We start from the raw sequence: 12,683 nt of genomic DNA on the forward strand, positions 1-12,683 counted from the left end.
CCTGAAAACTGATGGCTGACCGCTGAATGCACAGTCGCTATTTGCTAAAAAATATAATGTATTCCTGCCTGATAACCGATATAAATCTGTTGTGAGCGGGAGATGCCGGTGTGTTGCCAGAGATTGCGATAGGAAACGAGTCTTTCGTTCGTTTTTCCTGCATTCATATAGCAAAGGCTCGGCCCTCCGAAGAGTTCGAAGTGCGGAGATAAACGAATGGCTGGAAGCACTGAATAACTGATATGGAAGACTGTATGACGCAGGTGATCGTTTTCGATAATCAAGGGATTGTTGGAATATCCGAAGCAGGAAAGTTTCAACTCGTTGTGGATTCTTATCCGTGACAGACAGTAGATATGCGCACCGAAGCCAGCCTCCGTCACATACGAACGTCCCGATGTTTTATGATTATATCCTATTCCGACAATGCCGTAGAGGAATCTGCCCCCCGAACGGAAAGTGGTTACTACACTTCCTGTTTCGTTGTACGTGATGGCAATGCTTTTCTCACCGTGGCGGATCAGATTGATCAGTCCGATCGGATAATCGCTGTTTTCGGCGATGTTGATCAATCCTGCCCATTGTACACCTATTACGTTTCGGGCCTTGTTGACTAGTCCCGCCCATTGCATCCCTTTGACGTCGCCTGATACATTGATTACTCCTGCAAACTGAAAGCCTGCGTGATGCTTCGACGTGTTCGCCAGTCCGGCGAACTGCACGCCACGGCTCTCCTTGCCCGCGATATTGACCAGCCCGGCCAGCTGAAATCCGTTCGCCTCGTTCGTGACGACGTTGGCCAGTCCGCCAACTGTAAGGACGTTTTCATTCTTCGAAAGACCGACAAGCAGATTCAGAGAAACGTCATTCGTATAACGATATGAGTGCAGTCCGTTCGTACTCAACGGCGGGAAAAGACCGAACTGAAATCCTGCTTTTCGTTCCGTTTCGACCTGGGAGAAAGCTTGTCCGCACATCAACGCGAAGGCAAGCATGATAGAGCATATTGTTTTCATTTTTCTATGTTTTTATTTGTTTGACAATCATGAATCATATTTTTCTTTTCGAGCAAGCAAATGTATCGACCGCAAGACTTTTTGTACAATCTATTTGACGAACCCCCTATCTGCTTTTGACGAATGGCACTCTTCTTCTCTTTTTCCCGTCCGTTATATCGTTAACTTTGCGCCATGAAAAAATACTACGTCAATAACTACCGGCAGGTTGTTTTTATCTCGTGGACGGTCATCATCGTACTGCTTTGGATACAATATGTTTATCTGTCATCCTTTTTGACAGCCACACTGCTACTCCTTGTACATATCCCTTCGGTTTATTTGTCTGTTATCCTGACCAATCGATGGTTTTCGAGGGCGATGCACGGAAAAAAACTGAAACGGTTTATGCTTCATTTTGCCGCTGTCACGTTGTTTATCGCTTTCCTGCTGGCTGCCAACTTTCAATGTATGAGATGGGCCGAAACCCATGGATACTTCCCCCGTTCCCGACTTCTGACGAATCATATTTCTTTTACGGTCGATTTTCTTTTCGCCATCCCTTCGGTGTTGGTCATCAACTTCGGCTTTTGCGGATTGAGGCTTCTTTACGATCATATCCACTTGCAGAAGACTCATCTCGAAACACAATTGCATGTTTTACAGTCGCAGATTAACCCGCATTTCATGTTCAATATATTGAATCATATCCATACGCTGATTCAAACCGATGTAGAGTTGGCTTCCTCATTACTGCTTCAGTATGCCGAAATACTCCGTTATCAGCTCTATAACAGTCAAAACACATGGATACGGATGGATCAGGAAATACGTTTTCTGAAGAACTTCGTAGCCGTCGAAAAAATACGGTGGAGCGATAAGGTTCACGTATCCTGTGTTTGGGAAGTAGAGAATAACGACAAGCAGATTCCGCCGTTGCTCTTATTCGTTCTGATTGAAAACGCGTTTAAATATGTATCACGTTCTGTTTCGAAACCGAATTACATCCGAATTTGTTTTACCCAAAAAGGAGATTACGTTTTGCTCGATGTGGAAAACTCAAAATTGGATATGCACGATAAAAACAAGACTTCTGGTCTCGGGCTGGAGAATATGAAACGCAGGCTGGATATTCTTTATCATCGAAATTACCACCTCTCGGTCAGAGAAACGGACACGGTTTATCATTCCCGACTTGAATTATGGCAGAAATAACGATTCATAAGGCAGAATATCCTCCTTTGAGATGCCTCATCGTCGACGATGAAGCACTCGCGATTAAAGGTATTGCACTTTATATCGACAAGCTCGGTTTTCTACAAATTTCCGGTACTTGTTCTTCAGCTATCGAAGCGGTAACAATGCTTAAAGAAAAGGAAATCGATCTGCTCTTTCTCGATGTCAACATGCCTCATCTTTCGGGGCTCGAATTTCTGGAGGCACTCGAACATCCTCCAATGACGATCTTGACAACGGCTTACTCTGAGTATGCGTTGGAAGGCTATCGGCTGAACGTCGTCGATTATCTGCTCAAGCCGGTGGCGTTTCATCGTTTTTTTCAGGCCGCATCGAAAGCTCGGGAACTCTATCGATCGCGTTGTATGTTGCAATATGGCGAACGACAGACAGACGCCGACGCTTTTGTTCGTCAGGGGGACTCATTCCGACGGATTCGGTTGGAAGACATTCTGTATATCGAAGGGATGCAGAATTATTTGAAACTGCATTTTGAAGACAAGACTATTATCATTCATCAGACGATGGCCTCTTTGCAAACAATTCTTCCCGATCATTCGTTTTTTCGCATCCACCGTTCTTTTCTGGTGAACCTTGCTCATGTTGAGAAAATGTCGGGTAACAGACTTTTTATTCATGGGAAAGAATTGCCTGTCGCATTGTCGCGTAAGGAAGAGTTCGTGCGTATGATACATACCAAACTTTTGAGTAAATGACCCGTGGCCGGAGAATCGATCTCTTTTCAAAGGACACCATTGTATTCAAGGTTCTCACAGATGCTGTTTGATACGATTTTTTTCTATGTTAAACGAATGGTAATTAAAATAAAATTTGTATTTTTGGCACAGAAATTATATAGCTGTTTGATTACTAACGAAAAAAAAGAATTTAGCCGTGATAAAATTAAAACCGTTAAGCCATATTGTCGTGCAAAAGCCGAATGCGAGCTTGTTGCTGTTTCTTTCCACCCTTGCAGCCGTTATATTGGCTAATACGCCGTGGGGCGAAGCATATTACCGTCTTCTCGATTTCCCCATCAATTTCCGGTTTGGTGATTTTGTGTTTTTTGCACATCATGGCGAACCGATGACCTTGTTGGCTTTTGTGAACGATGCCTTGATGGCCATCTTCTTCTTTGTCGTAGGGTTGGAAATCAAAGAAGAAATCTTGGTAGGTGAATTAAGCTCTTTCAGAAAAGCATTGCTCCCGGTGATCGCTGCCTGCGGAGGCATGATTATGCCGGTGCTCGTTTATTTCGCGGTTTGCCATCAACATCCCGAGTCGCATGGAGCAGCCATTCCGATGGCTACCGATATTGCATTTGCCCTTGCGGCATTGGGACTTTTCGGGAAACGTGTTCCGTTAAGTCTCAAGATATTCCTGACTGCGCTGGCCATTGTCGACGATATCGGCGGGATTATTGTGATTGCGCTTTTTTACAGCGGTCATATTGCCGTGTCTCCTTTATTGATCTCGGTCGTTTTGCTGGGCGGCTTATATCTTGGCGGACGATTCCATATTAATAATGTATTGTTTTACTATGTCGGCGGTTTTATCGTCTGGCTGCTGTTCTTAGAATCGGGTATTCATCCCTCCATCGCGGGAGTGATGGTTGCCTTTACCGTACCGGCCAGACCAAAGATTAAACTGGACGAGTTTGCCGGAGAGATGAAGGAAAATCTGGCATTGTTGGATTTTTCTCAAGTCAAGCACTCACGTCGATCCTCGGTGTTGAGTTCCGGTCAGGTATTGCTCTTAAGTAATATACATCGCATTTCCAGCAATACGGTCAGTCCGCTGCAACGAATCGTACACCGGCTCAATCCGATGGTGAGCTATTTTATTCTCCCATTGTTTGCATTTGTCAATGCGGGTGTACATTTCGAAGGATTTGAGCTTTCGGCCTTATTAGGGATACCTTTTGCAATTTTTCTGGGGTTGTTTGTGGGCAAAACCGTCGGAATTTTCCTGTTTGTTTATGTGTCGGTGAAAATGAGACTTGTTTCGGTTTCGCAAGGCCTCACCAAAAAAGGAATGTTGGGCGTTTCAATGCTGGGGGGGATCGGTTTTACCGTTTCCTTGTTTATTGCGAATCTTTCGTTCGCATCATTGCCCGAGATCGGACCGGTATTGCTGAACGAAGCCAAACTGGGGATATTTGCCGGATCGTTGGTCTCGGGATTGTGCGGATACCTGTATTTGAAACGTGTTTTGCCTCATGAGGAGCGATCGGAAGAGGTTTTGGAAGATTAAAAAAGAAACATTTATCGAAAGTCGATCAATGTATATATTCAATTTAAATTAGTATTGAACATGGGATTTGTTAAAGAGTTTAAAGAGTTTGCCATGCGTGGCAATGTGTTGGACATGGCAGTGGGTATCGTGATCGGCGGTGCCTTTGGAAAGATAGTTTCTTCTTTTGTTGCAGACTTAATGACGCCGTTATTAGGCTTGCTTGTCGGGGGAGTAAATTTTTCCGATCTGAAGATTGTGCTGAAACAGGCTGTCATGCAGGGTGAAGAAGTGATTTCGCCGGAGGTGGCATTCAGCTATGGGAACTTTATTCAGGTTATTTTTGACTTTTTGATTATTGCGTTGGCTATATTTATACTGTTGAAAGCCGTGAATAAGTTCAAGAAGAAAAAGGAGGAAACATCGGAAGTCCCGGCAGCTCCTCCTGCCGATGTACAACTTCTGACGGAAATCCGTGATTTGTTGAAGAAGAATTAATCCATGTATACCGGTGCATCCGGGTGATGGCGGAGTTCGTCCATCATCCGGATGTCTTCCGGTATCGTTCGGTCCAAGGATAACGGCGGCAGGTTATCCAATGCGAAAAAGCCTTGATCGAGAATATCGAACGAACCGGACAGTACTCCTCCTAACACCTCACAAAGAATAAACATTTTATAGACATAAAACGGCCCGGCCGGATACGGATGGCACCGTTTGTCTATGACGGCCAGCAAACGTTCGGCACGTACATCAAGTCCCGTTTCTTCCCTTGTCTCCTTTACGGCTACCTCTTTAGGGGTATAACCTACGTCGGACCATCCTCCGGGCATAGCCCAACGACCGTCTGCTTTCTCGCGTACCAGCAAAATCTCATTCTTTTCATTGAAAATGACAGCTCTGACGTCAACTTTGGGGGTTACGTATTCTTTTGCGGGAAGATAGCAGGCGTCAATCTCTTCTTCCTTAATACCGCCGGCGATGCCGGTGATACGGTTGCTTATCTTGATCAACTCCTGACAACGGTCGATTTCGTATTCATTGGCAGAATAAGCCAAGCCCGTTTGTGAAAGCGCCCGAATACGTTGTGCAAGTGTAATCAGTTCTTTTCCTTTTTCCATATTTGGAGGATATGCAATGACGAAGTCAGGTATAAAGAATTATGAAGATATCTTGTATTGAGTATAAGCAGGCTTTTTCATGCAAACAGTACTTTTGCACAGAACGGTTGCTCTTTTCACCGGAGACAGTTCACCAAAACAAAGAAAATTAATTTGAGAGGTAAAAACAAAATCTCTTTCTTTTGTAAACATCTGAGGTACTAATTAAGAGCGAACCATTGTGCAAAAGTCACTTCAATCAATGCTCTTTTCTTACCTTTTTGTAAGCACGTATTGATCGGCTAATTCGCCGGCCGGCCTGTTCCCTTCTTTATCAAGCATGGTAACCTTGTCGCCTTCGATTAGCCACTTTGTCATTTCTTCTCCCTGTCCTAACGTGATGATGCTGTTTTCCGCATCCCATGCTAAGGTACCGGATGATTCGAAGCGACCATCTTCCTTTTCCTGATAAACTTGCGTCAGCTTGTACGTCTGATCGCCCATGAGTTCAAGGGTCGTTTCAATACCGCTGCAATCGGCACACGGAAGAACGCCATAATATACGCCGGCCTTGTCAAAAACGGGCGCCTGTACGGTTTCAACCGTCTGATCTTCCTCGCCGGCTTCCGTATTTTTGTTACCGGATTTGCAAGATACGAGTCCAAGCAGGAGTGCTGCGACTCCCCAAAAAAACAAATTCTTTTTCATACGATGTAATATTCAATTGAGTTAATTCAAAACAATAAACAGATGGATCGGTAAAATGGTTGCAGAATTTTTAAAATCGAACATCTTTTGCATTTTTTTAATATTTCTATGTATTCGTTGGGGCGTTGATGGATGTTCCCGGTGCTTGGAGTTTCCGGTCCATGGCGTCCGCAGCCCTGCGCCCGTCGCCCATGGCAAGGATGACGGTGGCTCCGCCACGAACAATATCGCCTCCGGCATACACATCGGGCAGAGAAGAGCGCATATCGTCTTCGCCAACGATGATCGTGCCTTTCGACGAAATCTCCAGGCCTCCGAAGGCTCTTGGGATTAACGGATTCGGAGATACTCCCACGCTGACAATGACCTCATCGACTTCGATCGTTTCTACAGCGCCTTCGATCGCTACGGGGCGGCGGCGTCCGGAGGCATCGGGTTCTCCCAGCTCCATCTTCTGCAGGCGCATCTGTCTCACCCGCCCGTTTTCGTCGCCCAGATATTCAATCGGGTTGTGCAGTGTCAGAAATTCGATTCCTTCTTCTTTGGCATGCTTTACTTCTTCCAGTCGGGCAGGCATTTCTTCTTCGCTGCGACGGTAGACGATCATGGCACGCGAAGCACCTAAACGACGTGCTGTACGTACCGAGTCCATCGCCGTATTTCCTCCGCCGATCACCGCTACGCGTTTACCCTGCAATACCGGCGTATCGGAATCTTCGGATGCCGCATGCATCAGATTGACGCGCGTCAGATACTCGTTCGATGACATAACCCCGATCAGGTTCTCGCCCGGGATATTCATAAAATTCGGCAAGCCGGCGCCACTGGCCACAAAAATACCTTTGAAACCGTCGGCATGGAGATCATCGTAGCTGATAGTTTTTCCTACGATGCAGTTTGTGATGAAGTGAACGCCCATGCGCCGCAGACCGTCGATTTCAAATTCGACGATTCGGTTAGGAAGACGGAACTCCGGAATTCCGTATTTCAATACGCCGCCGATCTCGTGCAATGCTTCGAACACGGTAACTTCATATCCGCGCTTGGCCATGTCGCCGGCAAACGAGAGTCCGGCAGGCCCGGAACCGACGACGGCGATGCGTATTCCGTTGGCCGGCATCATCTCCGGAATCGACGCCTGACCGCTCTCTCGTTCGTAATCCGCCGCGAAGCGTTCAAGATAACCGATGGCTACGGGTTCTTTTTTCATCTTCAGATGTACACACTGTGCCTCACATTGTTTTTCTTGCGGGCAGACACGACCGCAGACAGCCGGCAGGCTGCTCGTTTCTTTCAGCGTTTGGGCTGCCTTCAAGAAGTCGCCCGCTTCGATATATTTAATAAATGTAGGGATGTTGATGCTGACCGGACATCCGCTCATGCATGTGGGATTGGGGCAGTCGAGACATCGTTGTGCTTCCTGCATGGCTTGGTCGGCAGTAAGTCCGAGGTTGACTTCTTCATGATTGCCGCTACGGTAGTCGGCATTAAGCTCATTCATCCGTACACGCGAAATATCGGTGCGTTCTTTGCTTTTCTTCGTTTTGCGCAAAGCTTCTCTCCAGGGCTCGGCACGCCGCAGAGCTATGAGTTCTTCTGTTGTCATACGGATTCCGGTTGTTTCTTATCGATTCCTTTATAAGCATTTAAACGCATCATCATTTCGTCGAAATCGACTTGATGTGCGTCGAATTCAGGCCCGTCGACACAGACGAACTTTGTCTGTCCGCCGACGGTCACACGGCAGGCACCGCACATGCCTGTTCCGTCTACCATGATCGTATTCAGTGAGGCCACCGTCGGTACCTGATATTTCTTAGTCAGCTCGGAGACAAATTTCATCATGATGGCCGGGCCGATGGTCACACACAAATTGACCGGTTCACGGTTGATTACCGATTCGACGCCGTTTGTCACCAATCCTTTTGTTCCGTATGATCCGTCATCGGTCATGATCAGGACTTCGTCGGAACAGGCGCGCATCTGTTTTTCCAGAATAACCAACTCTTTTGTTCGTGCAGCCAAGACGACGATCACGCGGTTTCCGGCACGATGAAAAGCTTCGACGATAGGAAGCAAGGGGGCAACCCCAACTCCTCCGCCGGCACAGACCACGGTCCCGACCTTTTCGATATGCGTGGCCTGTCCCAATGGACCGACTAAGTCTGTAATCGATTCACCGGTATTCAGCTCGCACAGTTTTTTTGACGAACGGCCGACGGCTTGAACGACCAGCGTAATCGTACCTTTCGACGTATCGGAGGCTGCAATCGTCAGCGGAATACGTTCTCCTTTTTTACCTACGCGGACAATTACAAAATGTCCTGCCTTACGCGAACGTGCAATCAGTGGAGCTTCTACCTCCAACTTCACCACGTGAGGAGAAAAATACTCTTTACTTACAATTTTGTTCATGATATTTTCCGTTTGTTATTCAAATAGTTCTTTGTCTCTGACTAACATCAGAATGGCCGAATGCGGCAGGATCAGGTATTTCTCGTCGTTCAGACGGACTTCGTAAGCCGAACTTTGCAGATAAACGGCTAAATCTCCTTCTTTGGCTTGCAAAGGCAGGTAAGTGTTTTTCTCGTCTTTCTTTTTCCATGGCTCATCTTCGTCGGTAGGCAAGGGTAGAGGATAACCCGGGCCAATACGAATAACGTAGCCTGTCTGTAACTTTTCTCCTTCCTGTACCAAGGGAGGAAGTAACAAACCCGATCTGGTTTTTACCTGCGGGTTAGTGGGCTTGACCAATACCTTATCTCCTACCATCAAAAACTTGTCAAACGCTTTATGGTCTATTGACAGTTGCATTTCTTTTCTTTATTTTATAACAGATGCAAAAGTAATATATATATGCAAAGACGCCAAATTAATCCTTTACCAATGCGCGAAAGGCCGATGGGATGGGCGTTTCGAAAGCAATCTCACGTCCTGTTACCGGATGGATGAATGAGAGTCTGAAAGCATGCAGCAAGAGCCGTTCGGCCGGATCGGTCATTGCTCCGTATTTCGGGTCGCCTGCGACCGGATAGCCGGCCTCTTCCATTTGGGCGCGTATCTGATTCTTGCGGCCCGTCTCCAACTCGAACTCCACAAGCGAGTAACGGTTGTTGCTCTGCAATACGCGATAATGCATCACGGCCTCCTTGCCCCGCGAAGCATCGGTGCAGAACACTTTCATACGGCTGTTTTCGGCCAAGTAGGAGACAAGCCTGCCCTGCACAGGGTCAGGTCTGCCTTCGACCACGGCTACGTACGAGCGGCGTGTAATCATGGTCGACCAGTCGTTGCGCAGTTTCTCCTGTACGCCTTTGTTACGTGCAAACATCATCAGTCCCGACGTCCCCCGGTCTAAACGATGAAGCACGAAAATCCGATTGCGCGGATCCTGCTCGCGCACATATCCCGACAGGAAAGCGTAAGCTGTACGCTCCTGTGCCTGCGATTCGGAGACAGACAACAACCCGTCTTTCTTCTCAACCACGATGAGCGATTCGTCCTCCCAAACAATGCGGAGATAAGGATTATTGAATGTCGTCTTGGCGCGCTCATGGCTGATCAATACCTCATCACCCGGATGCAAAGGCGTGTCGAAGTGTGTTTTAACGTTACCGTTGACCCATATTCGCCCGTGTTTGAGCAGACTTTTAACCGAGCTTTTGCTGCGGTCTTTGAGCAGGTCGAAGAGGTAAGAAAGCAAGGCGGCGTCTTGTCTGACCGTTGCACGTTGCCCGCGCGGCAGTGTTTTGTTGTTGGACGACGGGCGGTCGCCACGACCGTATTTCCACTGTGATGTCATTTTTACTTTCTTTTTAGAGCCGCCAAAGTTATACATTTATCCGTGAATGAGGTGGAGATCGGGTCTTTTTATCATGAGATTGGATGGTTTGATATGTAATATGTTGTAATGTAGCAGGGTCGTATAAGTATCGTGCTTTGTATTCTTTTTTTATGCTTTAACTGCCTTGCTGCTTTATGGCATGGATATAATTGATTATCGAACAATTGCTTATGTTCGTTAGAAAGGGGTCTTATAGCCAATATAACAAAGTAAACCTTTGTTTTCAATCAATGACCTGAGATGTTCCATTCGTTCTTCGGCAGGACTTTCCTGTTCATCGAAGAGATATTTTTTGCCCAACTGCCGATATTTGGATTCTCCCCATCGGTGAAAAGGTAGAATGTTAATGACTTCCAACCCGATGTCGCGGACAAATTCTGCTGTCCGGATGATATTTTCATCATCATCGTTAAAATCGGGTATGACGGGGATACGTGGAACAACAATACCTTGCCACTCCTGTTGCATAGCTAACAGTTCGATGTTTTTTAATATCTGCTGATTCTCCACTCCTACCATTTGTTTATGTTTCTCCGGATTCATGTGCTTGATGTCTGTGAAAATCCAATCGACGTACCGGATCACCTCAAGCCAATGAGCCGAGTTGACACATGCCGTGGTTTCAATACAGACATGCATATAGTGTTCTTTACATGCCATTAACATGGGAAGGATAAAATCTTTTTGCAGCAAAGGTTCTCCGCCGCTAAATGTCACACCGCCATGGTCGCCCCAATAAGGACGGTCGCGATCCAAACGATGAATCAGCTCATCAATCGTATAATATTTGCCTGAAATAGAATTTCCTTCATGCAGACAGGCTTCCACACATTCGATCGTCGTGCAGGTGTCGCATATCGAACGATCAAAGATCGGCTCGTGGTCTTCACCGATTGATATGGCATGATAAGGACACACCTGAATACAGGCTCCGCATTTTTTACATTTCGCATGGCTATGTAACATGACCGGATACCTGAATAAACCCTCCGGATTGCAACACCATTTACACATCAATGGGCAACCGTTTAAGAACACCGTAGTTCTTGTTCCCGGACCATCGTGAACCGAATATGACTGAATGCTAAAAATTAACCCTTTTACTTCTTTTTCTTTATTCTCCATCAGCATTAGATATGAATTGTTTGTGTTTATGATACTTTCAATATTGAATTGCGGCTGTTACTGTTGTGGAACAACCGCAATCCTGAATGACCTCCTGTTTTGATTTGTTATTTAGGCGGTTTAACGGTCATCGGCAACGAAACGGCCAATATGGCAGATAGCACAAATGAGCCGATAGCATAGTATATCGAATACGTATAACTACCACTCAAATCTTTCAGCCATCCGCCGATAAAAGACCCGAGGAATGGGCCTATTCCCATGACGATTAACGTTGCCAACCCCCATATTTTGCCGAGCGTCTTCCGTCCGTAGATCGATCCGGTATACCCGACGACACCTCCTGGCACGATGGCCCAGTAAATGGCGAAAATGGCAGCGGCCAAGTAGGCGACAAACGTTATTTTGCTTTCGCATGCCAATAAGAACAAGCAGGCAATCAGACCTACCAGCGGACCTATAATAAGCATGATTTTTCGTCCTTTGACTTCGTTTTTTACTTTCTCTACGATCTTGTCTCCGAAAATACCCAACAACGGCATGCTGAAGATGCCGATGATACCGATTGTTTTATAAACATTAATAGCGCTGGCATCACTCCATCCTTTATCTTTTACCCAGAAACTGACGACTTGTGTCCAGATCAGAAATTCGGCCATCATACTGGTGAGAAACATCAGAATAGCTCCCCAAATCGGATATTTGGAGTAGGCGTCTTTTACCGTCCAGTCTTTTTCGACAAGTACGTTTCCTGCGGCTGAAGCCGGCAATTCCCCGTGGGGCTTAAGACCATAATGTTCCGGATTCCTTTTGGCCAGTATTACGGCTAATACAAGTAAGGCGAAAATAATCACAGCAAGTATCACCATCGTCGCGCGCCATGTATAGTTATTGCTTGTCGAGGCTTTCACCACTTCGGCAAGTAACCATTGTGCCATCGGGGCTCCGGCAAATGCGATACCCCACATCGTACCGTACGTTTTTCCGACATACCATTTCCGTACCGAAACGGTAGACGTAACCCAAAGCATACCGGTTGCTATACCGGCAAGAACACCAAACGTAAAAAGATAGGCCCAATGAATGCTTATCAAGCTGGTTAGATAAAACCCTAATCCTCCGAATATCGCAGCAATGGCATATACCGGCTTGGTACCCCATTTGTCTAAGATCATTCCGGCGAAGAATGCCACAATAGCATAGACTGTCATCATGAGAGAATATCCGAGGGTCACCTCGGCCTGTGTCCATCCTAATTCTGCAGCCATAGGCTCTTTCAGCATGGCAAACGTCGCTCTGTATCCGAACAGGCAGAATACGGCTAACCACGAAGCGCCTACAACCATCAAACCATACCTTTTGGATTTATTTGATAATTCCATAGTTGATTTATTTAAAGTTAATAAATTATTGAACAGGTAAAAAATATAGGGAGAGTTTGGT

At 46.3% G+C, this 12,683-nt stretch carries 13 protein-coding genes; 4 read left to right on the forward strand and 9 right to left on the reverse strand.

Annotated features, from left to right (window positions below):
- Positions 1-44 precede the first annotated feature (44 nt).
- Entirely contained in the window at positions 45-1,016 is a 972-nt protein-coding gene (locus tag Tanf_RS01595; protein WP_041590514.1) for a hypothetical protein, read from the reverse strand.
- Between the two features lie 174 nt (positions 1,017-1,190).
- Between Tanf_RS01595 and Tanf_RS01600 the strand changes: the two genes are divergently transcribed.
- From Tanf_RS01600 to mscL, 4 genes are all read left to right on the forward strand, one after another.
- On the forward strand, positions 1,191-2,210 hold the full coding sequence (locus Tanf_RS01600; RefSeq protein WP_046824664.1) for a sensor histidine kinase: 1,020 nt from the start codon (positions 1,191-1,193) through the stop codon (positions 2,208-2,210).
- Positions 2,198-2,947, forward strand: coding sequence for a LytR/AlgR family response regulator transcription factor (locus tag Tanf_RS01605; RefSeq protein ID WP_014223619.1), 750 nt, complete (start codon positions 2,198-2,200; stop codon positions 2,945-2,947). Before Tanf_RS01600 ends, Tanf_RS01605 begins: the two co-directional genes overlap by 13 nt.
- Before the next feature lie 178 nt (positions 2,948-3,125).
- The gene (gene nhaA / locus Tanf_RS01610; protein ID WP_046824665.1) at positions 3,126-4,484 is read left to right on the forward strand and encodes a Na+/H+ antiporter NhaA; all 1,359 of its coding nucleotides are present in this window, start codon (positions 3,126-3,128) and stop codon (positions 4,482-4,484) included.
- Positions 4,485-4,544: 60 nt separating this feature from the next.
- Positions 4,545-4,961, forward strand: coding sequence for a large-conductance mechanosensitive channel protein MscL (gene mscL, locus Tanf_RS01615; RefSeq protein ID WP_046824666.1), 417 nt, complete (start codon positions 4,545-4,547; stop codon positions 4,959-4,961).
- Here the strand turns inward: mscL and Tanf_RS01620 are convergent.
- The 8 genes from Tanf_RS01620 to Tanf_RS01655 form a co-directional block, all read right to left on the reverse strand.
- Positions 4,958-5,584: an NUDIX hydrolase N-terminal domain-containing protein gene (locus tag Tanf_RS01620; protein ID WP_014223616.1), complete on the reverse strand. Its 627-nt coding sequence runs from the start codon at positions 5,582-5,584 to the stop codon at positions 4,958-4,960. The two genes, mscL and Tanf_RS01620, sit on opposite strands and share 4 nt — an antisense overlap.
- Positions 5,585-5,836: 252 nt before the next feature.
- On the reverse strand, positions 5,837-6,271 hold the full coding sequence (locus Tanf_RS01625; RefSeq protein WP_014223614.1) for a copper resistance protein NlpE: 435 nt from the start codon (positions 6,269-6,271) through the stop codon (positions 5,837-5,839).
- A gap of 106 nt (positions 6,272-6,377) precedes the next feature.
- Positions 6,378-7,877 (reverse strand): NADPH-dependent glutamate synthase, encoded by a 1,500-nt coding sequence (gene gltA, locus Tanf_RS01630; RefSeq protein WP_046824667.1) that lies wholly within the window; start codon positions 7,875-7,877, stop codon positions 6,378-6,380.
- Positions 7,874-8,686 carry a sulfide/dihydroorotate dehydrogenase-like FAD/NAD-binding protein gene (locus Tanf_RS01635; protein WP_046824668.1) on the reverse strand — a complete coding sequence of 271 codons (813 nt, stop codon included), beginning with the start codon at positions 8,684-8,686 and terminating at the stop codon, positions 7,874-7,876. Before Tanf_RS01635 ends, gltA begins: the two co-directional genes overlap by 4 nt.
- A gap of 15 nt (positions 8,687-8,701) precedes the next feature.
- Positions 8,702-9,085: a co-chaperone GroES gene (locus Tanf_RS01640; protein WP_041590512.1), complete on the reverse strand. Its 384-nt coding sequence runs from the start codon at positions 9,083-9,085 to the stop codon at positions 8,702-8,704.
- A gap of 58 nt (positions 9,086-9,143) precedes the next feature.
- Positions 9,144-10,073, reverse strand: a complete 930-nt coding sequence (locus Tanf_RS01645; RefSeq protein WP_046824669.1) for an RluA family pseudouridine synthase — start codon at positions 10,071-10,073, stop codon at positions 9,144-9,146.
- Positions 10,074-10,292: 219 nt separating this feature from the next.
- A complete protein-coding gene (locus Tanf_RS01650; RefSeq protein WP_014223611.1) occupies positions 10,293-11,246 on the reverse strand; it encodes a glycyl-radical enzyme activating protein in 954 nt (317 codons plus the stop codon).
- Between the two features lie 101 nt (positions 11,247-11,347).
- Complete coding sequence (locus tag Tanf_RS01655) at positions 11,348-12,622, reverse strand: MFS transporter (RefSeq protein ID WP_046824670.1); 1,275 nt, start codon at positions 12,620-12,622, stop codon at positions 11,348-11,350.
- Between the last annotated feature and the right edge of the window lie 61 nt (positions 12,623-12,683).

Source organism: Tannerella forsythia, from assembly GCF_001006485.1.
Lineage (GTDB): Bacteria > Bacteroidota > Bacteroidia > Bacteroidales > Tannerellaceae > Tannerella > Tannerella forsythia.